Genomic DNA, 20,279 nt, shown 5'->3' with positions numbered 1-20,279 from the left:
AGACCTGAATCGGGATTGCAGGAAAGAGAGAGGCCATTGGCGGTGAAACAGGTCTTGATTATCAACATCACCCGTATGGGCGATCTGGTGCAGATGGGCGCCCTCTTGGCCCGCCTCCGAGAAGAATGGCCTGGTGTGGCGGTGGACCTCGTGGTTGATAAACAATTCGCCCCTGTGGCCTCCATGCTGAACGGTTTGCGCGACGTCATCACCCGTGATTTCCACGCATTGATTGATGAGAGTCGGGCCAATGTCAAGGATATCGTCACGCTGTATCAAGAGGTGGCCGCATGGGCCGGAGACTTATCCAGACGTCGCTATGACCGCATCGTCAATCTGACGTTTAATCGGCCCAGCGCGCTTATGGCGAGTTATGTCGGTGCCCCTGATATCCGGGGTGCACGGAGCGCTTGGGACGGTGGTACGGTCATCGACAATCCCTGGATGGCGTACTTCACCGATATTCATCTGATCCGACGTATCAATCGATTCAACCTCGTCGATATTTATGCGATGGGAGGGAGCCGGTCGGGTGCGTTCTCGCCGCTGTCCGTGACGGTGCCGGTTGAGTGTACCGACTGGGCGAAGCGGTTTTTGTCCGGCCTAAGTGGCCCGGGGGACAGATGGATCGCCGTCCAGGCGGGGGCGAGCGATGTGATGAAGGCCTGGCGGCCACAACATTTCGGTATGACGTTGGCCCGTTTCAGTCAACGGTGGGATGGCGGCCTTCTGTTCATCGGATCGTCATCGGAGCAGGAGGCGATTGCCCATGTCATCCGAACATATCGTGAGGCGGGCGGGGGCAGCGCCATCAAGAACGCCGCCGGGCAAACGACACTGGCGCAGCTTGCCGCGCTCCTGACGCAGTGCCAAGTACTGCTCACCAATGACACCGGGCCCATGCATTTGGCCGTGGGTGTGGGAACTCCCGTCATCGATCTATCGGTCGGCCATGTGGATTTTCAGGAGACCGGTCCATACGGGCCGGGACATTGGGTTCTGCAGCCGGATCTGGAATGCGCCCCCTGTGGCTTCGATCAAGTCTGTTCGCACCATGCCTGCAAGGATCGCCTGACGGTCGATGTGGTCGCTGAGGTTATGCATCATGTGGTGGGACAGGGCCCGCTGCCATCGGTAGTGCCCGGCTATCGTCTCTATCGATCGGGTATCGATGCTGATCAATTAGGGAGCTTTGAGCTCGTCTCGGGCCGCGAAGATACGGCGGTCGCTTGGTACGCAGACTTCTGGCGCCGCCGTTGGTACGAGTCGTTCACCGGCCAGCCGAGCCGCTTGCCGACCCTGAACAGTCTTGTTCCGCATGCCGGTGAAGCGGTGGCCTGTATTCGGGCGATGATGCCGCTACTCGATAGTCTCTGTCGACGGGCCGACCACATCGTTCGGCTCACCGGGCAAACTCCGATTCCTGCCCAGTCCATTCAAGCCCTTCTGAGAATGCAAGCGGGAGAGCGTCAAGAGGTCGCTCAGGTCGGCATGGCCACATGGGCTACAAAACCGCTCACTACGGCGGCACTGCGCCAATTGCATCAAGACAATGTGCAAGGACTGGAACGAATGGCGAAGTATCATGCGGCGGCGTATCATCGTTGGCGTCGTGAAGCAGAATTCGTGGCGTGCCACCTTACACCCACGGGAGAAGCGTCCATTCCAAGCCTATTTGCGCCTGAGTCGTATGTCGGTATCGAATGAGAGGAGATTGATCCATGCAAATCACGCTCGATCAAGACCGGTGGGAAGTGGATGCGCCGTTGACCATGGAACATGTGCTGACGGAGGTGAGCGAACGTGCCCATGCCCGGGCTCGCATCGTCACGAAGCTGCAGTTGGACCATCGTACGATTACGGACCGGGATCTAGACCCCGCATTCCTCGCTGAATCAGTTGTACGGTATCGCCAGTTGACGGCGGTGTCGCAACCCATGCCGGAGCTCATACGGGCTGCCGAGGGAACCATGAGAAAATATGCGGAGACCTTGCGTTCCGAAGGGACGGCTTTGCTGTCGCCATTACGATTCGGACCATTGCCGCTTTCCACCCTTGACTCCTGGTTGGGGAAATTGGCCGATTATCTCGAGTTCGCGGATGGGGCTACGGGTCCAACACAAGCAGGGAACGGAGTCTCGACCGTGGCACCATGGGTTCAGCAGCTGTTGGAGGCGCGGACAACCAGGGACTCGGTGCGCATAGCCGACCTCTTGGAATATGAGATTTTGCCACGGTTGGATGTCCGTTAGGAACAGCGGATTGATGTTCGTTGTCGTCGGCTCGGTGTGTTCGTGCTCGATTAGTGGGCGGCTCAAGTCCCTCTTGATTCGGCCGATAAGGCATCAGACCCGCTCATAGAGATGAGCCGGGCACGCGCTTCTGCACGGATGCCGGAGGCGAACAGGCTGATCAAGTTTTTGTTTCAAGGAGGAAGGGGCTATGTCAATTATTGTTAACAACAATCCCGCATCTATCTCGGCCCAGCGAAATCTGGGTGTGAGTACGGGGAGCCTGGCTCGCTCGGTTGAGCGCCTATCGTCCGGTCTCCGGATTACCCGCGCCGCCGACGATGCAGCCGGTCTCGGATTATCCGAAACCTTGCGTGCGCACATTCGCAGCATCAACCAGGCCGTTCGAAACTCCTCGGACGGGATCAGCTTGACGCAGGTCGCCGACGGCGCCGCGTCCACGATCGGCAATTTGCTGGGCCGGATGCGCGAACTGGCTTCGCAGTCGTCCAGCGGCACAGTCGGTGCCACCGAACGATCGTACATTGATCAAGAGTTTTTGGCGTTGCGTTCGGAAATCGACCGCATTGCGCAGGTGACGGAGTTCAACGGGCAGGCATTGACCAGCGGCAGTACCATCAGTTTCACGATGCAGGTGGGCTTCAAAAGCGGCACCGGCAACACGCTTACGATGGATCTGAACCAGCTGACGATCTCCGCGCTGGGCATCAGCAGTGTGAACGTGTCGTCGGCGAACAATGCGCAGAGCGCGTTGAGCAACATCGACAGCGCCATCAGCGCCGTGGCAACGGCCCGCGCAGAATATGGGTCGCTTCAGAATCGGTTTGAAGCGACGATCGCGAATCTCGAAATCTCCAGCGAAAATCTGACCGCGGCCGAATCGCGGATCCGCGATGCGGACATCGCGTATGAGACCTCGCAGTTTACCAAGAACCAGGTCCTGGTGCAGACAGGTATCGCCGTGCTCGCGCAGGCGAATACGCTGCCGCAGCAGGCACTGGCATTACTCCAGTAATAACAGACCATCGGGGCCGCGCCCTCTCACCAAGAGAGGGCGCGGCGTCGATAGCTTCGTACGGAGGCTGCCATGATACACAGCGTTACACCAAAGGCAGATCCTCGGGTCGAGCGCTCTCGTGGAGAAGAGCCATCGGGCGCGGTGGGACAAAAGCCGAAGGTAAAAAAACACGACTCGGAAGGACAGTCGTCTTCCCAGGCATCCGCTGATCGGGCCGTGATCGATCTTGCCGCAACGAAGGTCAACGAGGTCCTGAGTCTGGCAAACCCACAGCTCCGGATCCGAGTGGACAATGAAACCGAACGAGTCGTCGTGAAGGTGGTCGAACAGGAATCCGGCGAGGTGATTCGGCAGATTCCGCCGGAAGAGCTGCTGGAGCTGGAAAAGTACCTCTCGAGTCCGAAAGGGCTGTTGTTGAAGGAGCAGGCATAGGGCAAGCACAAGGGGCGGGGATGGCAACGATAAGTTTTGGCGGTCTGGGAAATGGGCTGGACTTCGGCCAGGTTATCGACCAACTGGTCAAGGCGTCACGTTTCCCTGTCGATCGGCTCAATGCTAAGAAGGCCACGCTGAACTCGAAATCGACCGACTACGCCACGCTGAGCACAAAGCTGGTTGCGCTGCAAAGCGCCGCCGACAAAATACGTCTGACGTCGAATTTCGACCGTTCCGGCGTATCGGTCAGCGACACGACCGTGCTCACCGCCACGGGGTCATCGACGGCCGTACAAGGAAGCTACACCGTCAAGGTCACGCAACTGGCGCAGTCGCACCAGGTGACGAATAAGTCCGCGAAGGCGGTCGCGTCCACGACAACCGACATCGTAAGTGGCGGCTCAGGGACGTTTACCTTTCGCGTCGGCAGCGGCAGCAATCAAACCGTGACGCTGAGTGCCACGGCGACGATCGAAGATCTCAAGACCGCCATCAATGACCTCGGTGCAGGTGTCACCGCTTCGGTCGTCAATACGGGGAGCGAGGCGTCACCCGCGTACCGGCTGGTATTGACCTCCACCAATACCGGGGCCACGAGCGGAATCACGATCGTCGCTGACGATACCGACCTTGATTTTCTAAACAGCAGTGGAACCGGAGGAGCCGATACGCTGCAGGCGGCTCAGGATGCGGTGGTGGTCGTGGGCGATCCAAGTCTAAGCCCGCTGACGTTTCAGCGCAGCAGCAACACGATCACCGACGCCATTTCCGGGGTCACCTTGACGCTGTCGAAGACCACCGGTTCAAGTACGATCTCAGTCAATGTCTCACGGGATGTGGCCGGCGTCAAAACCAACATTACCGCGCTGGCAACCGCCTATAACGATGTGGTCAAATTCATCAACGAGCGAAACACCTACGATATCACAACCAAGAAGGGCGGAATCTTTTTCAACGAGCCGACTGTGCGGACGGTGCTCGGCCAGCTGAGGACCGCGCTCTCCTCTGCCGTGCCGGGGTTGACGACCTACACCACGGCGGGTGACATCGGGTTTAAAACGGAACGCGACGGTACCGTGACTGTTGAGGATGCCAAACTCGACGCGGCACTGAGCTCAAACTACACGGCTGTCAAGAATCTGTTCGTCAATCAAACCGGCAGCGTTGGCATCGCGCAGCTTCTCACTACTGCGGTAGATACGCTAGACGACATCGAGTCCGGGGCATTGACGCTTCGCAAGAACAGTCTGACAGACCAGATTTCGGATGTGGCGGACGAGATCGCCAAGAAAGAGGATCTCATCGCGCAGTATGAAGAGCGGCTCCGTCGTCAGTACGCCGCGCTCGACGGATTGCTCGGACAACTTCAGAGTCAGATCAGTTTTCTTCAGACCAATTCCTCGCTGACGAGGAGACAATAGGATCATCCACGGAAGGGACCTATGCTCACTCAATACTCGAATCAGTATCAGCAGACACAGGTGATGACCTCGTCCCGGGTGCAGATCGTCGTCTTGCTCTACGACGCGGCCATCCAATCGATTGAACTGGCTCGAGCCGGGATCGAGTCAAACAATCCAAAAGACAAAGGCCGATTTCTTGGACGGGCCATTTCCATCATAGGGGAGCTCAACAGCGTGCTCGATTTCGAACAAGGCGGCGAGATCGCTCGGTCGCTACACCGTCTCTACGACTACATGCTCGGCGAATTGGTCACAGCCAATGCACGAAACGATGCGCGCCATCTCGAAGGCCCGCTGCGTTGTTTGACCACACTTCGTGAGGGGTGGCGTGAGATTGCAGCGCAGCAGAATCAGATGGCCGGTGTACGATGATCCTTGCGAATGAGACGTTCCGGGACGATATCGTTCGACTCACGAACACCGCAGTGGAGGCGGCAGAACTCGGACAATGGGATATCGTGGATCAGTGTTATCGTGAGCGCGGCCTCATCTTGGAGACGATGCAGGCACCGCTCGAAGAAGGGAGCCGTCTGCTGCAGCTCGATGAACAGATCCGCAATCGAGTGCATACCGTGCAAGCCGTGCTGGGGTCTCTATTGGCTGAGGCGGCGGCGAATCGACAGCGTCTTCACAACCTTCATCATCGGCTCGGTAGAGAGCGTTCCGTCCCCCTGGCCGTCTCAATGAAAGCGTAGCAGAAACAGGGGTGGGCGATGGCCATGCAGGAACCCGACGTGAACATGCCGTCCGGCAAATTATCTCCATTCACGCAAAAGTCTCTGCAGTTGCAAGAGTGCGGGCAAACATTGACCGCGCTGCATCGTCTCATCGATGAACTCGCGCGCGTACAAGACGAAGATGGCATCATCAAGACCTTGGGGAGACGATTGCCGCCTCTTATCGATACCAGTATCATTGGCTTCGCGAGATCAAATCGTAACCGCGTATGGACTTGGTCGAACCCTCGGAATCGAAAACGCGAGGCGTTCGTGTGCCGGTATTTGCTCCGTAGACTCGGCCAAATTCCTTCCGACAATAGTGCAATGAGCAGCCCTCGGCGCAGCCTCCGATCACGGCATCTCTATCTCGTGCCGCCGTTGCCGTCACGGCAATCGCTGCAAGAACAGGATCCCACCTTTGGACAAGAGGTACGTTTTGCTCTCGGATCGGACGACAGCGGGCTGCTTCTTGTTGAACCGAAAGATCCGAATTGCTTTACTCAGTGGGAGCGGGACGTGCTTGAGACGATCGGCGCCGCTCTGTCTCTCGCCCTACGCCATGCCGATACACATCGGTGTGAACAGGAAATCGACCTCCGCGACCCGCTCACGCAGCTGCTCAACGCACGGGCGGTCGATGACATCTTGTCGAGAGAGTTACGTGTCGGAGTTCGCTACGGCGTGCCGGCCAGCCTGTTGCTGTTGGACTTGGACTTCTTCAAGACCGTCAATGACTGTGTCGGTCACAGGGCGGGAGATCACGTGCTGAAGGCGACAGCGGATCTGATACGCGAGACCGTCCGCGATAGCGATGTCGTCGGACGATCCAGGGCTGACACCTTCGTGGTCGTGCTGCCTCATGCGGATAGGCAGAACGCGCTAGCCCTCGCGGAGCGGTTGCGAGGTCGTATCGAAGGACACCCTTTTGCGATCGAGGCGGGACAGGTTCGTACCACGGCAAGCATCGGCCTCGCCGCAATCCCGGACGCCACCGTGGCGTCCGTTGCGGAATGGATGTTGGTCGGCGCCGCCGCTCTGAGGGACGCGAAAGTCCAGGGGCGAAACCGAGTGGTCTTTCATACACCGAAACCGCCGGGATTGGCATGCGCGGTGGCGCTGAGTTGTGCCGCATAACCCGGAAAGTAGCCAAACCATGGCGTCTCCTGTGACGATATCTTCCATGCCTTCCCAGCATTCGGCCGATGAACGACGGGAATGGATCAGAATCGATGATCGGGTGCTGATGGAATATCGGTTGCTGACGGAGACCGGAACCCTTGTTCCTGTCGAAAGGACTCCCACCACACCGGAGATGATTTCCGCGGCTGTCACGAAACCCACCGCGGATCTGCTTGCGCGCACAGGAGAGTCGTTGGTCGGCTCGCCGGTGCTGCCATGGATCATGAAAGTCGACTATATGCTCGAAGTCATCCTCAATGCTTTGGTCGTCAGCCAGCCGTCCAGTGTCGCCATGGCACGGCCGACGGATGTCAATCTCAGTGGTGGAGGGGTGGGGTTTGTCTCCCCTCGGGAATTCGCGTCAGGCGATCACCTCGCGATCAAATTGATCCTTCCGCCGTTTACCCTCATCCAAGCTCAGGCAAAAGTGATTCGTATCATCCCTCAGACAGACGGACACGGGTTTGCGATCGCCACGGAATTCGTCGACCTCAAAGCCGACGATCAGGAACTCCTGATCCGGCACATCCTTCATGCCCAAGCCGAGCGGTTGCGCGCAAGGCGGAATCAGACCGGCTAGCCGATAGACGACCGCAGAGCCTTCTCTGGAGGGCATCATCGCGGTCACCCATCATTCGACCGACTCAAGTGGAAAGGAGACAGCAGACATGCGTCCGCGTGATGTCAGAGAGATCATCGGTAGTATCGACAAACAGATCGGCGATCATCTGATCAGCAACGCAAGAATAACCAGTGAGATCACGATTCTCTCATTAAACGCTACCATAGAAGCGGCCAGAGCGGGAGACGCCGGTCGAGGGTTTGCCGTGGTCGCCACCGAGGTGAAAAAATTGGCCGCGCAAGCAGCCGAGACCTCCAAAGAGTTGGGAAACATCCGGGCGGAAACGAACGAATTGGAGCGCCGGTTTACCGAAAAAGAGAGCGATCGCTTGTCGGAGATGGCACAGACCCTCGTGCAGTTGATCGTGCGCAACTTGTTCGAACGCACCGCCGACGTTCGCTGGTGGGCGACGGACGACGCGTTGGTTCAGGCGCTGGAATCGATGGATCGGACCTCCCTCCTGCATGCCGCCGAACGACTCGGCCTGATCAATCGATTCTATTCCGTCTATCTCAACCTGGTTCTTGTCGCCCCCGACGGAACAATACTGGCCTGTTCTCAGCCGGACAAATATCCCAAGGTCACCGGCACTGTCGGGTCAAGGTTGCCATGGTTTCAAAAGGCCATGGCGACAACCAGGGGGGATCAGTATGTCGTGGACGATATTTTTCACGATCCTCTTCATGATAATCAATTGGTCGCCGTCTATGCCGCCGCCATTCGGAAGGAAGGGCGGGTGGATGGAAAAGTCACCGGTGTCCTCGGAGTCGTGTTTGATTGGGAGACCCAATCAAAAACCATCGTTCAGAAGGAAGCCTCCATCTCCGAGGAGGCATGGAAGCGGACCCGTGTTCTGTTGCTCGACAAGGGGCTGCGCATTATCGCTGCCTCCGATGATCAAGGAATCTTGCAGCCGTTCGCGCTGAGCCATCAAAGGCGTCAACGAGGGTATTATGTCACCGGCGATCAAGAGGTAATCGCCTATGCACAAACACTCGGGTACCAGGAGTACGACGGCCTAGGATGGTATGGTGTGATCGTGCGAAAGTTGCGGTAGCCCGGTGGGTGCCTGGTGCGGCCGATTTCCGCGAGCTCGCACTGCGTCGGTGGGTATCGGGCGGTCGCGATGGGGCTGGGTGCGGAAAGTCCATCCAGTCGCCTTCGCTGGATCATGCCGCCTGTGATGGGGGGCATTGAACGAGCTGCATCAGTGTCTCCGCCGCTTTGGTCAGCGCGGCCGCGGCAGGGGAGGCGGGAGCATATTGAACCACCGGGATGTACGCGCGTACCGCTTGTTCCATCGTCGGATCCTCCGGAATTTCACCGAGCAGAGTCAAATCACCGCCGACGTACTCTTTCAGTAACTTCTTCAGTTGGAGGACGTTGACGCGGGCACGTCCCGACACGCGATTGAGGATCAGGGCCGGCTGAAACGCCCGCAGCGTGGTCGCAGCGATCGTGCGACCGGACTCATCCGTCTTGCCCGCGACGTCCAACACCTCCTCCACGCTGCTGTAGTCTCGATTGGCAAGCCCTTCCGCCATCACCTCCCGCATCATGAACATTGACAAGACGCGCCGAATCGCCGCCAGCTTGATGAAGCGGTAGAGGTCGAGGACCGAGGTCGGATCGGGGGTGGCGACGGCGACATGGTGGTCGGCCATCAGAAAAAAATCGAGCGCATGATAGCTGGTTCCGGCGCCGATATCGACGACGATCACGTCCGCGCGGATATCCTGAAAGTTCCGAATCAGGCGCTTCTTCTGCGAATAGGACATGTTGGCCGTCGCCAAGGTATCACCGGTGCCGGGAATGATTCGTAAGTTCGGATGCAGTGGAAGGCGGTGGGCGAGATCATCCAGTTGCTCGATGCGATGGTTGAGAAAATCTGTCAGCGTATGCTCAGGGTTGAGGAGACCAACCAGCACATGGGCGTCGGCGCCGCCGACGTCGAGGTCCGCGAGCACCACCTGTCTCCCTCCGCGCGCCAAGACAAGAGCCAGGTTCACCGACACCACGCTTTTCCCGACGCCGCCTTTGCCCGACGCGACAGAAATCACATGCGCCATTGAGTGCAGTTCCTCGTGATTGATGCCCAGTCGCACACCTTTGTCGGCTGGTTGTGGAGAAACATGAATGGACAGCGTCCATCTGAGTCGAACCAGCAGGAAAACACGCTTGTAGGCCGCGATCCGCGTCTATCAGGCGCTCAAGTTTTGGAACCGCCACGCCGATACCACAGTCGTCATGAATACTGACGTATCCGCAGCAACAGTGATGAAGCCCGGGGAGGTCACTGTACGGGACGGGGAAATCTTGACCGTGCTGGAGGTGGCGCAGTTTCTCCGCGTACCCAAGTCAACCGTCTATAAGCTGGCCCGAGTCGGTGAACTGCCCGCGTCAAAGATCGGAAAACACTGGCGCTTCCTTCGCCGTGATATCCATGAATGGATGCATGGTCGGTCTCGGCAAGGCTAGCGGCCGACGAGTGGCTGCCCGGTTCGTCGGCAGCATGGCTCGCCTGTCCCACTCACGGCCGGCATGCCGCCGAGATCATGAGTGGTGGGCATGATCCTCCCGGTGACGGTTTCCCGGGGACACGCCTCTCTCCACGCACGTCGATTGATTCCCACCACTACGGCGAAATCGGTGAAGGAGCGAGCCGTTTCGGCTCAGGTCGTTCGGCGAACGTGCCGATATCTGACGAAGCGTCGAGCGGCTGCGCCGCGGTCCGTCCAGCATACCCGTGGATAAACCGTCGGCTGTCGTCGTTCCGGCGATTAGGTAAGATCAAAAGGAGGCGTTATGCCAGCCGATCCAAACATGAAAATCCTCGTCGTCGATGACATGGTGACGATGAGGAGAATCGTCAAGAACATCCTGAAGCAGCTGGGATTCGCCAATTTGGATGAGGCGGAAAACGGACAAGAGGCGCTGCAGAAGCTGCGGGCGGATACGTTTGGCTTTGTCGTGTCCGACTGGAACATGCCGGTCATGACGGGTATCGACATGCTTCGGGCGATCCGAGCGGACGAGAAGCTCAAAACCCTGCCGGTCTTGATGGTGACGGCTGAGGCCCAACAAGCCAATTTGGTCGAGGCTGTGCAAGCCGGAGTGAGCAACTACATCGTCAAGCCCTTTACAGCCGAGATCATGCAGGAAAAGATCGGGAAGATTTTTAAATAGACGGTCGTCAGCCCTACAGGTGCAGGACCACTAGCTAGGGAGGTGTTGTGCACAACCAAACGCATAAATTGTACGAAGAGCTCGGAGAACTAGCGCGATTTGTCGAAAGCGCGATGACGGCGATCGCGGCGGCCAGCCCCCAGATCATGTCCAGCAGCAGCCAGCTTCCGACCGCGGCCTCCCATTTGAGCGATCTGAGCAAGATGACGGAAGACGGCACCCTTGAGGTCATGAGATTGACTGAGACGATTCAGGACGGCCACGGGCAAGTCGCGAAAGATCTTGCCGCGGTCATCGAGGTCCTGCGGGCAATGGATTGCATGACCCTGGTGGGACGGCTCGAGAAGGTGTCCTCCGTGCTGGCGCAGGACGACAAGTCTCTGACGGACATCATGACCACCCTCTCTTTTCAAGATCTCGTCGCGCAGCGGGTGAAGAAGCTGGTGACGATTCTCGATGAAGTGCAAGGCAAGCTGGTGGAACTCGTTGTCATCTTCGGTCTTCAGGAGGGCGGCCCGGCAGCCAGGGACGAGAGTCTAGCCGGGCAGTTACTGAAGCAACTCGAGGAATCCAAAACGACGGCCATGAAACAGAAGGTTGCCGACGATATCCTGGCTCAATTCGGGTTTAAATGACTGACTGAATCATGGATATTGCAACCATTATCGGGGTCATATTGGCGTTTGGTGCGATCGCAGGAGGCCAAGCGCTCGAAGGCGGGCATCTCGGCTCCATTCTTCAACTGACCGCATTCATTATCGTGATCGGCGGCACGGTCGGCGCGATTTGCGTCCAGAATCCGTTGCCGGTCGTCATCAAGGCGTTCGGAGCCCTTTCTCTCGCGATCATCGGCCAGCATATCGACAAGAAAGGAACGATCAAGCTTATTCTGGACCTGGCGAACCTATCGAGGAAGCAAGGGCTATTGGCGCTTGAGGGGAAGCTAAAAGACATCAAAGATCCCTTTATGAAAAAGGGGATTCAGCTCATTGTCGACGGAACCGATCCGAAAGCCGTGCACGAGATCCTCGAAATCGAAGTGGAACACCATGAAGAGGAAGGCGTGATGGCGGCCAAGGTGTGGGAAGCCGCCGGGGGCTATGCACCGACCGTCGGGATTCTCGGGGCGGTGTTGGGGCTGATTCACGTGATGGAGAATCTGGCCGACCCCTCGAAATTGGGCAGCGGTATCGCCGTGGCGTTCGTGGCCACCGTCTATGGCGTCGGCGCCGCGAACCTTCTATTTCTTCCATTGGCCAACAAAATCAAAATGAAGCTCAAGGCGGAAGCGGGTGGCCGCAACCTCGTCATCATGGGGCTTGTCGGGCTTGCCCAGGGCGAAAACCCTCGATTGCTCCAGGAAAAGTTGGAAAGCTTCCTTCCCTACAACGAACGTACGAAGGAAGTGAAGAAGTGACGCGTAGAAGGTGAACGGTCAGGCGTCCGGCGCACGGTATGGCGAAGCAGAAGCACGAGGAACACGAGAATCACGAGAGATGGCTGGTCTCCTATGCCGACTTCATTACGTTGTTGTTCGCTTTTTTCGTCGTCATGTACTCGATTTCGTCCGTCAATGAAGGACGATATCGGACCGTCAGCGAATCGATCAAGGCGGCGCTGAATCCACTCTCCAACCATTCCGGCGAGAACCGGATCATCAACGTCGGTGAGGCCAAGTCGATCCAACAGGGGCGGAATCCTTCCGACGCCAAGCTGGCCGTCCTTCGACGCATCCGCGAGCAGGTCCAGATCATCAGTGACAAGCCGATGAAGGACCTGGTGGCGTTCGTCACCATCGTCCAGAAAATCAACGGAGATATCGTGATCACGATTCCCGACAGACTGCTGTTTAACAGCGGAGAAGCGACGGTTCGAGCCGAAGCGCTGCCGTTTCTCGAAGGACTGGGCGGAGTCATCCTGGAATTGAACCGGCACGTTCGGGTCGAGGGACATACGGATAACGTGCCGATCCGGACGGCACAATTTCCTTCCAACTGGGAATTATCGGCCGCACGGGCGGTGATGGTGGTACGAGTGTTGTCGGAGCTCTACGGAGTACCGACGGATCATCTGGCAGCCGTGGGTCACGCCGAGACAAGACCTATCACGAAGAATCTGGATGCGGATCAGAGGGCGAAGAATCGTCGAGTCGAAGTGGTGATTCTTGACCAGGCGCCACCGGATCCGATGCTCCAGCCGGACACCGGTTCAAACCAGACGGAACAAGCGCTAGACCAGGCCGCGCAAGACCCGTCACCGCCAGTTCCGGGCGTGTCGGGCGAAGGGCGATCGCCAACACCGTAGCATCGCGAACCATGCGTCGGGCCTGCCCTCAAGTCCCACGGAAAGGCAACCGACAAGATGATCCAGTAGGTTCAGCAAAGGAGGCGTGTAATTGATGACCGTCGAACCCTCCGCATCACAAGGCCAACCGGCTGAGGCTCAGAATCCCAGGCATCTCGCACCCACGGGCGACATCACCATTTTCGAGGCTGGGGAATTCAAGGAATCGTTGCAGAAACTGTTTGCCAACGACGGATTGGTGTCATTGGACCTCAGTGGTGCCGCCAGGGTGGACACGGCGGCGATTCAGCTGATGCTGGCGGCCAGGAAGCAAGGGCGCATGATCGTCACGGGGATTTCCGAAGATCTGCAGACGCGATTGAGGCAACTAGGATTTACCGATTCGCTCAGTGAGTAACGGCCTACGTCGTGCGGCATTGCGAGGCCCTGTGACCGAGGCTCACGAGCGTGAACGTGGAAACGAGGCGATGAGTTCTGGCACAGCACACGGCGGCATGACGAAGGACTGTCGTGCCGATCACGACACCGCGCACGGCGCGATACAAGCGCATCAACAGGCCTGGGAGGATTTTGCCACCGGAACGGTCCGCATGCTTCCGGTGCTGAAAGCGCACATCAACGCAGTGACGCAGGAAACGGAGCGTGCGGCGATGGAGTTGATGGTGCATCTTCGGCTTCTGGCAGCCGGCGAGACGACGACTTCACATGAGGGAGCAGCCAGTGTGTCTCAGGTGGTCATGGCGATGCAGTTCCAGGACATTACGCGGCAAAAGTTAGAACACGTCAATTTGGCGCTGGATCAGCTCGGCTGCCACCTCAGGGCCCTACTCAAGGGGCCGCACGATGAAGCGGCAAAGCGCGAGATCGCCGCCCTGCAGGAGGTCGAACAACATTACACGATGGAAGAAGAGCGTCGCCTCCACCAGGCCACGCTGCAGCCGGACTATCAGGAACCAGTGCCGACCGACGTGTCGAACAAAGAGATCGATTCGGTCACGCTGTTCTAGCGTGACGCAGGTGTGAGTTCAACGGATACACAGACTCAGAGCGGAGGGGCGATATGAGTAGAACAGCGCTGATCGTCGACGATTCACCGACCATGCGGCAGATGGTTGCCTTTACCCTGACAAACGCCGGGTTTACGGTGGTTGAAGCCGAACATGGAAAGGATGCCGTAAGAAAAATCTCCGCCGGTCCGAAGATGGACATTGTCGTCACCGACCTCAATATGCCGGAGATGGACGGCATCACCCTCATCAAAGAATTGCGGAAGATGGCCGGGTTCAAATTTACCCCGATTCTGATGCTCACGACGGAGTCGTCGGTGGAAAAAAAACAAGCCGGAAAAGAGGCCGGGGCGACGGGCTGGATCGTAAAACCCTTTAACCCGGAGATTCTCTTGAAAACGATCGCCAAGGTGTTGCCGGCATAGAAGTGTGAGACGTTCGAGTCCGGGGGTCTGAGGCAGGGGCATCCGGCCTCAAACCTCGGACCTCAAGCCTGTCACTTGTCGGAGATGACGCGGAGCGGGAGTAGACATGGGTAACGATTTCGAACAATTTCAAGCCTCGTTTTTTGAGGAGGCGTCGGAACATCTGGCCGTCGTCGAAGAAGGATTGTTGGAACTCGAACAGCATCCGGAGGACCGCGATCTCCTCAATAAGATCTTTCGCTCGGCCCATTCCATCAAGGGCGGGAGCGGCATGTTCGGCTTCAATGCGGTCGCGCAATTCACGCACAAGATGGAGACGTTGCTCGATCTGCTCAGGAACGGGCAAAAGGCCGTTTCGCCGGCGATCGCGGATCTGCTCCTGAAATCAACGGATTGCTTGAAGACCTTGCTTGAGTCGGTGAAGACCGGCGCGGCGGTCGATGACGCGACCGTGCAACGGCTGTCGGCCGAGTTGGCGGCGGCCAGCGATCTCAAGGTTGAGGCGAAGGCTCAGGTTGAGGAGAGTCCTTCAGGATCCTCCCTAATCTCAGCCCTGACCTCAACGTTTCGTATCGCCTGGACTCCGCCGGAATGGCTGTTTCAGCGCGGCCTCGACCCGTTGCAGATCTTCAAGGAACTCAGGAGCTTCGGGACCCTCTCACAGGTCGCCATCGATATGTCTCGGTTGCCGGAGTTGGCTGATGTGGACCCGGAAAAGTGTTACCTCTCCTGGACCATGCAGCTGAATACCGGCAAGGATCGCCAAGCGGTGGAGGGCGCGTTCGAATTCGTCAAGGAGGACAGCACGTTGGCCATCGAAGAGGTGAAGGCCAAGGCTGAGGCTAAGATCAAGGGAGGCTCGCAGGAGCGGTCAACCGTAACCTTGGCCCCAACCTCCGAGCCCGAAGAGCCGAAGCCGCTTGGCGAGATCCTGGTCGAAAGCGGCGTCGTTTCACGAGAAACGCTGGACCACGCGCTGGCGCAACAAAAGCGCGTCGGACAGATCCTCATCGAGCAACACGCCGCGACGCCGCAGCAAGTCGAGCAGGCCCTGCTGAAGCAAAAGCTGCAAGAATCAACCGCCCAAGCCAAGAAAACCGACACGACGTCCATTCGCGTCGATACGGCGAAGATCGACAAGCTGATCAATCTCGTGGGAGAACTCGTCATCACCCAGTCGATGCTGAGCGACCTCGGATCACGGTTCGAGATACGGCAACTCCCGGTCTTGCTCGAGCGTGTGGCACAACTGGAGCGGAATACGCGAGAAATTCAAGAACGCGTCATGGGGATCCGCATGTTGCCGATCGGCACGGCCTTCAGCCGCTTTCCGCGATTGGTGCGGGACCTGTCGGCCAAGGCCGGAAAGAAGATTCATCTGGTCGTCTCGGGTGAAGAAACCGAATTGGACAAGACGGTCATCGAATCCATCGGGGACCCCCTCACGCATCTGATCAGGAACTCGGCCGATCATGGCCTGGAGCCGCCTGAAGAGCGTCTCGATAACAACAAGCAGGAAACCGGGACGATCAAGCTCAACGCGTTTCATGAAGGAGGGAATATCTGCATCACGGTTGAGGACGATGGACGAGGCCTGAATCGCGACAAGATCGTCGCCAAGGCGGTCAAGCAGGGGCTGATCAGCGACAACGACAAGCTGACCGACGACCAAATCTGGTCGTTGATCTTCAAGCCGGGTTTCTCGACGGCGGACAAGATCACCGACGTGTCGGGTCGCGGCGTCGGGATGGACGTGGTGAAACGCAACATCGACGCATTGGGCGGCACGGTCAGCATCAAGACGTCAAAGGGAAGGGGAACGACGTTTACCCTCAAGCTGCCGCTGACCCTTGCGATCATCGAAGGCATGACCGTCCGGGTCGGCCAGGAAACCTATATCGTGCCGCTGCTCTCGATTCTCGAATCGATTCAGCCCAAGGAAGGAGCCGTCAAGACCGTCGTGGGGAAAGGCGAACTGATCAATGTACGCGGGACCTATTTGCCGATGGTTCGGCTTTATGAAGTCTTTTCGCTTCAACCGGAGCATACGATTCCGACCAAAGCCATTCTGCTGATCTTGGAGACCGAGGGCGAGCGGGTCGCGGTGATGGTGGATGAGATTCTCGGGCAACAACAAGTGGTGATCAAAAGCATGGAACAGAATTTCCGCAAAGTCGAAGGCATCGCCGGCGCCACGATCTTGGGGGATGGGACGGTTGGATTCATCCTCGATGTCCGAGGGTTGCTGGAAATCGCCCGTCACCAAGCGCCGGTGGAAGCGGTCGCCGTGTAACGACTGGTTCCGGTTTCAGGTTTCGCGCAGGTCAGGGGACTGTGACACCCCTTGGTGTCCACGTTCGAACTGGGACAGGCAACCGCCGTAGACGACGGAGCCTGTGCCTAACGGAGATCGCGACTCGAAACTCAAAACGAGTGCTCTCATGAGGATGGAACACATGCCTGAGCCCCGGGATCGGTTCGACAGCATCGATGCGGCGATTCGAGACATCAAGCGGGGCAAATGCGTCATCTTGGTGGACGACGAGGATCGTGAGAACGAAGGCGATCTCGTCATCGCGGCCCAACACGTGACGCCCCAGACCGTCAATTTCATGGCCCAACATGCCCGTGGTCTGATCTGTTTGGCCCTGACGGCTCAACGGGTGGAAGAGCTGCATCTCCCCCAACAAGCGGTTGAAAACACCGCCACGTTCGGCACCGCCTTTACCGTATCCGTCGATGCCAAGCATGGCATCACGACCGGCATCTCGGCCGCTGATCGCGCGCGAACCATTCAGGTGGCGATCGATCCGAAGACCAGACCGACGGACCTTGCCCGCCCGGGACATATCTTCCCATTGAAGGCGCAGGAGGGAGGAGTGCTCAAGCGAGCCGGCCAGACCGAAGGGTCGGTCGATCTGGCGCAGCTGGCGGGACTGAAGCCGGCCGGAGTGATCTGCGAGATCATGAACGAGGACGGGACGATGGCGCGGGTGCCGGAACTGGCCTCGTTCGCAAAAAAACACAGGCTGAAGATGATTACGATCAAGTCCCTGATCGAATACCGCATGAAGCGGGAGACCTTCGTGCGGAGAGCCGCGACGGCACAGGTGCCGACGAGGTTCGGGGAGTTCGAGGTGATTGCGTTTGAAAGCGGGATCGATGGGGCCACGCATATGGCCTTGGTGAAAGGACGGGTTGATGACGGCCAACCGGCCTTGGTGCGAGTTCATTCCGGATGTCTCACCGCCGATGTGTTGGATTCATTGCGCTGCGACTGCCGGGACCAACTGCACCGGGCGATGGCCATGATACAGGCGGAAGGCCGCGGGGTGCTCCTCTATCTGAATCAGGAAGGCCGCGGCATCGGCCTGCTCAATAAGATCAAGGCCTACGGCCTTCAAGACAAGGGCAGTGACACGGTCGAAGCGAACGAGAAACTCGGGTTCAAGGCCGACTTGAGAGACTATGGAGTGGGCGCGCAGATTCTGGCCGATCTCGGGTTACGCCGGATCAGGCTCATTACGAACAATCCACGCAAGATCGTCGGCATCGAAGGCTATGGGCTGCGAGTCGCCGAGCGGGTGCCGATCGAAATGCCTCCTCGCGCAGCCAATGTGCGGTATCTCAGGACCAAGAGAGAGAAGCTGGGGCATCTGTTGACGGCGGTCTGAATCCACAAAGCTGACAAGGTGCAACTGTCAGGCTGACCGCTGCGGGGAGAGGATGAGAGAAATCCTCTGGGCCTGATCTGGTGTCGCCTTAATCCGAAGGGAGGCTGATATGGCGCTCATGATCAACAACAACTGCATCGCCTGCGACGCCTGCCTACCGGCCTGTCCCAACCAAGCGATTTTCGACAAGCGGAGTGCGGCCGAAGAGCGGGGACACCACGTCGGAGAGGGGCAGGGCGTCGACGACACTATCTACGTGATCACCCACGAGCGCTGCACGGAATGCGTCGGCCATTTTGATGAGCCGCAATGCGTGTCCGTCTGTCCGATCGGCGACTGTTGCGTACCTGACCCAGACCGCCCGGAGTCACGGGACGTTCTGCTGGAACGGGCCAAACGCATCCACCCCCATAAGGAAATCCATCACGACAAGGCGTGGGCTGGGGTGAGGGGGTAGCAAGTAGCCGGCCTCACCGCCGTCCAAGCGACTTCTCGAGATCAGCGCCGCTGGTCGGAATCGGGAACCCCACGAAGCCTTCACCGCGGTAATCAAATCTCACGGCACCCGCGGACATTTCCTACACACAGATATTCCGTCCTCCCGGGTACAGTGTCCTTGATGCCCACTTGTCAGCTCGATTGACCATCTTCATCAAATGTGAGTCGGCCCCCTAAAGAAATTCTTGCTCCGTCCGATAGGGTCACTACCGGCCTAGGAGTCCAGTCACTACTCAAGAGTGACGTAGGTCATCACAACCTGGAGTGGAGGGCCATGGAGACCGCCTATTCCATCGAACCGGAGAACGGAATCGGTGATGAACGAAAGTTTTGCATAGGAGGACTCCATGGCCGCGACAACGCTTGAGCCCGTGACGAAAGAACTGAAAGAACAGATCGGGCTGACGACGGACGGCAGCCAGTTCCTCACGTTCAATCTGGGCGACGAACTCTACGGGGTGGACATTCTCCAGGTGCAAGAGATCAAAGGCTACACCGCCGTCACGAAGATTCCCAACACCCCCTCGCATATCAAGGGCGTGCTGAATCTGCGCGGCACGATCGTGCCGATCATCGAATTGCGCACCAAGTTCGGGATGCCGACGATCGACTACACGGCGTTCACCGTCATCATCGTGGTGGTGGTGCGGGACAAGGTGATGGGGCTCGTCGTCGATTCGGTCTCGGACGTGTTGAACATCGACAAGAAGGACATCCAACCCTCGCCGCAGTTCGGGGCCCAGGTGGATGTGAGTTTCTTGAACGGCATCGGGAAATCGGGCGACAAGCTGGTGGCCCTATTGGACATGGACCGGTTGTTGGCCGGTGGAGAGGTACAGGAGCTTAAGTTTGAATAGAAGGAGACAAAAAGAATCTAGCACGGCATAGTCGGGAAGAGCAGTGTTCGGTGTGGGTTACGGGCCGTGCGCTCGAACGGAGCGCCAGGCGCCGGACCTCTCGCAAGGAGAAACCATGGAGCTCAATGGTGAGCCGTTCCCACGTCTGGTGGGGCTGACCCCGTTTCACGACAACGCTGGGGTCAGCCAGTCGTACACAATCCTGCTTCAGCAGCATTCCCCCATTACGACTTGCTTCACGAACCAGGCCATGGAGGCACCGCTTCTGCGGTCAGCCTTGCGAGATGTCATTCTCTTGTATCCGAACCGTCCGGGCAGCGTGCAGGTGACAGCTCCCTGTGTGCCGAGCCGCGCTCATCGCACGGGAGCTGAATCGAGGAGTGAGCGATCACGAAGGAGGATTCTATGGCCGCAGCGACAGTGGAAAGTGCGACGAAGGAGCTGAATCAGCAGATCGGGCTGACGACGGACGGCAGCCAGTTCCTCACGTTCAATCTGGGCGACGAACTCTACGGGGTGGACATTCTCCGGGTGCAAGAGATCAAAGGCTACACCGCCGTCACGAAGATTCCCAACACCCCCTCGCATATCAAGGGCGTGTTGAACCTGCGCGGCACGATCGTGCCGATCATCGAATTGC

At 58.2% G+C, this 20,279-nt stretch carries 24 protein-coding genes and 1 pseudogene; 24 read left to right on the top strand and 1 reads right to left on the bottom strand.

Annotation, left to right across the window (positions count from 1 at the left end):
- The first annotated feature begins 36 nt into the window (after nt 1-36).
- The 10 genes from A4E19_16125 (at nt 37) to A4E19_16080 (ending at nt 8,745) form a co-directional block, all read left to right on the top strand.
- Nucleotides 37-1,707: a hypothetical protein gene (locus A4E19_16125; GenBank protein ID OQW35775.1), complete on the top strand. Its 1,671-nt coding sequence runs from the start codon at nt 37-39 to the stop codon at nt 1,705-1,707.
- Nucleotides 1,708-1,721: 14 nt separating this feature from the next.
- Nucleotides 1,722-2,252 carry a hypothetical protein gene (locus A4E19_16120; protein OQW35774.1) on the top strand — a complete coding sequence of 177 codons (531 nt, stop codon included), beginning with the start codon at nt 1,722-1,724 and terminating at the stop codon, nt 2,250-2,252.
- A gap of 190 nt (nt 2,253-2,442) precedes the next feature.
- Nucleotides 2,443-3,267, top strand: coding sequence for a flagellin (locus tag A4E19_16115; protein ID OQW35773.1), 825 nt, complete (start codon nt 2,443-2,445; stop codon nt 3,265-3,267).
- Nucleotides 3,268-3,339: 72 nt separating this feature from the next.
- Complete coding sequence (locus A4E19_16110) at nt 3,340-3,702, top strand: hypothetical protein (protein OQW35772.1); 363 nt, start codon at nt 3,340-3,342, stop codon at nt 3,700-3,702.
- A gap of 20 nt (nt 3,703-3,722) precedes the next feature.
- Entirely contained in the window at nt 3,723-5,126 is a 1,404-nt protein-coding gene (locus A4E19_16105) for a hypothetical protein (GenBank protein OQW35771.1), read from the top strand.
- 21 nt (nt 5,127-5,147) lie between these two features.
- Complete coding sequence (locus A4E19_16100; GenBank protein ID OQW35770.1) at nt 5,148-5,540, top strand: hypothetical protein; 393 nt, start codon at nt 5,148-5,150, stop codon at nt 5,538-5,540.
- Nucleotides 5,537-5,863, top strand: a complete 327-nt coding sequence (locus A4E19_16095) for a hypothetical protein (GenBank protein ID OQW35769.1) — start codon at nt 5,537-5,539, stop codon at nt 5,861-5,863. The genes A4E19_16100 and A4E19_16095 overlap by 4 nt, the downstream gene beginning before the upstream one ends.
- Nucleotides 5,864-5,881: 18 nt before the next feature.
- On the top strand, nt 5,882-7,021 hold the full coding sequence (locus A4E19_16090) for a hypothetical protein (protein OQW35768.1): 1,140 nt from the start codon (nt 5,882-5,884) through the stop codon (nt 7,019-7,021).
- A 46-nt stretch (nt 7,022-7,067) separates the two neighbouring features.
- Nucleotides 7,068-7,646, top strand: coding sequence for a hypothetical protein (locus tag A4E19_16085; protein ID OQW35767.1), 579 nt, complete (start codon nt 7,068-7,070; stop codon nt 7,644-7,646).
- A gap of 88 nt (nt 7,647-7,734) precedes the next feature.
- On the top strand, nt 7,735-8,745 hold the full coding sequence (locus A4E19_16080; GenBank protein OQW35766.1) for a hypothetical protein: 1,011 nt from the start codon (nt 7,735-7,737) through the stop codon (nt 8,743-8,745).
- Between the two features lie 112 nt (nt 8,746-8,857).
- Here the strand turns inward: A4E19_16080 and A4E19_16075 are convergent, their stop codons facing one another.
- A complete protein-coding gene (locus A4E19_16075) occupies nt 8,858-9,757 on the bottom strand; it encodes a hypothetical protein (GenBank protein OQW35765.1) in 900 nt (299 codons plus the stop codon).
- Between the two features lie 208 nt (nt 9,758-9,965).
- On the opposite strand from A4E19_16075, the gene A4E19_16070 reads away from it, so the two are divergent.
- From A4E19_16070 to A4E19_16005, 14 genes and pseudogenes are all read left to right on the top strand, one after another.
- On the top strand, nt 9,966-10,166 hold the full coding sequence (locus A4E19_16070) for a hypothetical protein (protein OQW35764.1): 201 nt from the start codon (nt 9,966-9,968) through the stop codon (nt 10,164-10,166).
- A gap of 90 nt (nt 10,167-10,256) precedes the next feature.
- On the top strand, nt 10,257-10,442 hold the full coding sequence (locus A4E19_16065) for a hypothetical protein (GenBank protein ID OQW35763.1): 186 nt from the start codon (nt 10,257-10,259) through the stop codon (nt 10,440-10,442).
- 51 nt (nt 10,443-10,493) lie between these two features.
- Nucleotides 10,494-10,874 carry a histidine kinase gene (locus A4E19_16060; protein ID OQW35762.1) on the top strand — a complete coding sequence of 127 codons (381 nt, stop codon included), beginning with the start codon at nt 10,494-10,496 and terminating at the stop codon, nt 10,872-10,874.
- A gap of 47 nt (nt 10,875-10,921) precedes the next feature.
- A complete protein-coding gene (locus A4E19_16055; protein ID OQW35761.1) occupies nt 10,922-11,509 on the top strand; it encodes a hypothetical protein in 588 nt (195 codons plus the stop codon).
- A gap of 11 nt (nt 11,510-11,520) precedes the next feature.
- The gene (locus A4E19_16050) at nt 11,521-12,291 is read left to right on the top strand and encodes a flagellar motor protein MotA (protein OQW35760.1); all 771 of its coding nucleotides are present in this window, start codon (nt 11,521-11,523) and stop codon (nt 12,289-12,291) included.
- A 38-nt stretch (nt 12,292-12,329) separates the two neighbouring features.
- Nucleotides 12,330-13,178, top strand: coding sequence for a hypothetical protein (locus tag A4E19_16045; GenBank protein ID OQW35759.1), 849 nt, complete (start codon nt 12,330-12,332; stop codon nt 13,176-13,178).
- Between the two features lie 94 nt (nt 13,179-13,272).
- Nucleotides 13,273-13,575: a hypothetical protein gene (locus A4E19_16040; GenBank protein ID OQW35758.1), complete on the top strand. Its 303-nt coding sequence runs from the start codon at nt 13,273-13,275 to the stop codon at nt 13,573-13,575.
- 97 nt (nt 13,576-13,672) lie between these two features.
- Nucleotides 13,673-14,185, top strand: a complete 513-nt coding sequence (locus A4E19_16035; protein OQW35757.1) for a hypothetical protein — start codon at nt 13,673-13,675, stop codon at nt 14,183-14,185.
- Between the two features lie 53 nt (nt 14,186-14,238).
- Nucleotides 14,239-14,610 carry a two-component system response regulator gene (locus A4E19_16030; GenBank protein ID OQW35756.1) on the top strand — a complete coding sequence of 124 codons (372 nt, stop codon included), beginning with the start codon at nt 14,239-14,241 and terminating at the stop codon, nt 14,608-14,610.
- A 106-nt stretch (nt 14,611-14,716) separates the two neighbouring features.
- The gene (locus A4E19_16025) at nt 14,717-16,903 is read left to right on the top strand and encodes a hypothetical protein (protein ID OQW35755.1); all 2,187 of its coding nucleotides are present in this window, start codon (nt 14,717-14,719) and stop codon (nt 16,901-16,903) included.
- Nucleotides 16,904-17,066: 163 nt separating this feature from the next.
- Nucleotides 17,067-18,284 (top strand): bifunctional 3,4-dihydroxy-2-butanone 4-phosphate synthase/GTP cyclohydrolase II, encoded by a 1,218-nt coding sequence (locus A4E19_16020; protein OQW35843.1) that lies wholly within the window; start codon nt 17,067-17,069, stop codon nt 18,282-18,284.
- A 109-nt stretch (nt 18,285-18,393) separates the two neighbouring features.
- Entirely contained in the window at nt 18,394-18,741 is a 348-nt protein-coding gene (locus tag A4E19_16015) for a 4Fe-4S ferredoxin (GenBank protein ID OQW35754.1), read from the top strand.
- A gap of 424 nt (nt 18,742-19,165) precedes the next feature.
- Nucleotides 19,166-19,639: a chemotaxis protein CheW gene (locus A4E19_16010; GenBank protein OQW35842.1), complete on the top strand. Its 474-nt coding sequence runs from the start codon at nt 19,166-19,168 to the stop codon at nt 19,637-19,639.
- Between the two features lie 405 nt (nt 19,640-20,044).
- A pseudogene (locus A4E19_16005) lies at nt 20,045-20,279 on the top strand (chemotaxis protein CheW).

Source organism: Nitrospira sp. SG-bin1, assembly GCA_002083365.1.
Lineage (GTDB): Bacteria > Nitrospirota > Nitrospiria > Nitrospirales > Nitrospiraceae > Nitrospira_D.
Note: the sequence above shows the minus strand (reverse complement) of the source record. Positions and strands in the feature narration are given on the sequence as shown.

What these genes read in the sequence shown, in the direction of transcription:
- A4E19_16120 (OQW35774.1), top strand. Translation starts at nt 1,722, where the DNA reads ATGCAAATCACGCTCGATCAAGACCGGTGGGAAGTGGATGCGCCGTTG.
- A4E19_16115 (OQW35773.1), top strand. Translation starts at nt 2,443, where the DNA reads ATGTCAATTATTGTTAACAACAATCCCGCATCTATCTCGGCCCAGCGA.
- A4E19_16110 (OQW35772.1), top strand. Translation starts at nt 3,340, where the DNA reads ATGATACACAGCGTTACACCAAAGGCAGATCCTCGGGTCGAGCGCTCT.
- A4E19_16105 (OQW35771.1), top strand. Translation starts at nt 3,723, where the DNA reads ATGGCAACGATAAGTTTTGGCGGTCTGGGAAATGGGCTGGACTTCGGC.
- A4E19_16100 (OQW35770.1), top strand. Translation starts at nt 5,148, where the DNA reads ATGCTCACTCAATACTCGAATCAGTATCAGCAGACACAGGTGATGACC.
- A4E19_16095 (OQW35769.1), top strand. Translation starts at nt 5,537, where the DNA reads ATGATCCTTGCGAATGAGACGTTCCGGGACGATATCGTTCGACTCACG.
- A4E19_16090 (OQW35768.1), top strand. Translation starts at nt 5,882, where the DNA reads ATGGCCATGCAGGAACCCGACGTGAACATGCCGTCCGGCAAATTATCT.
- A4E19_16085 (OQW35767.1), top strand. Translation starts at nt 7,068, where the DNA reads ATGCCTTCCCAGCATTCGGCCGATGAACGACGGGAATGGATCAGAATC.
- A4E19_16080 (OQW35766.1), top strand. Translation starts at nt 7,735, where the DNA reads ATGCGTCCGCGTGATGTCAGAGAGATCATCGGTAGTATCGACAAACAG.
- A4E19_16075 (OQW35765.1), bottom strand. Translation starts at nt 9,757, where the DNA reads ATGGCGCATGTGATTTCTGTCGCGTCGGGCAAAGGCGGCGTCGGGAAA.
- A4E19_16070 (OQW35764.1), top strand. Translation starts at nt 9,966, where the DNA reads ATGAAGCCCGGGGAGGTCACTGTACGGGACGGGGAAATCTTGACCGTG.
- A4E19_16065 (OQW35763.1), top strand. Translation starts at nt 10,257, where the DNA reads ATGATCCTCCCGGTGACGGTTTCCCGGGGACACGCCTCTCTCCACGCA.
- A4E19_16060 (OQW35762.1), top strand. Translation starts at nt 10,494, where the DNA reads ATGCCAGCCGATCCAAACATGAAAATCCTCGTCGTCGATGACATGGTG.
- A4E19_16050 (OQW35760.1), top strand. Translation starts at nt 11,521, where the DNA reads ATGGATATTGCAACCATTATCGGGGTCATATTGGCGTTTGGTGCGATC.
- A4E19_16045 (OQW35759.1), top strand. Translation starts at nt 12,330, where the DNA reads ATGGCGAAGCAGAAGCACGAGGAACACGAGAATCACGAGAGATGGCTG.
- A4E19_16040 (OQW35758.1), top strand. Translation starts at nt 13,273, where the DNA reads ATGACCGTCGAACCCTCCGCATCACAAGGCCAACCGGCTGAGGCTCAG.
- A4E19_16035 (OQW35757.1), top strand. Translation starts at nt 13,673, where the DNA reads ATGACGAAGGACTGTCGTGCCGATCACGACACCGCGCACGGCGCGATA.
- A4E19_16030 (OQW35756.1), top strand. Translation starts at nt 14,239, where the DNA reads ATGAGTAGAACAGCGCTGATCGTCGACGATTCACCGACCATGCGGCAG.
- A4E19_16025 (OQW35755.1), top strand. Translation starts at nt 14,717, where the DNA reads ATGGGTAACGATTTCGAACAATTTCAAGCCTCGTTTTTTGAGGAGGCG.
- A4E19_16020 (OQW35843.1), top strand. Translation starts at nt 17,067, where the DNA reads ATGCCTGAGCCCCGGGATCGGTTCGACAGCATCGATGCGGCGATTCGA.
- A4E19_16015 (OQW35754.1), top strand. Translation starts at nt 18,394, where the DNA reads ATGGCGCTCATGATCAACAACAACTGCATCGCCTGCGACGCCTGCCTA.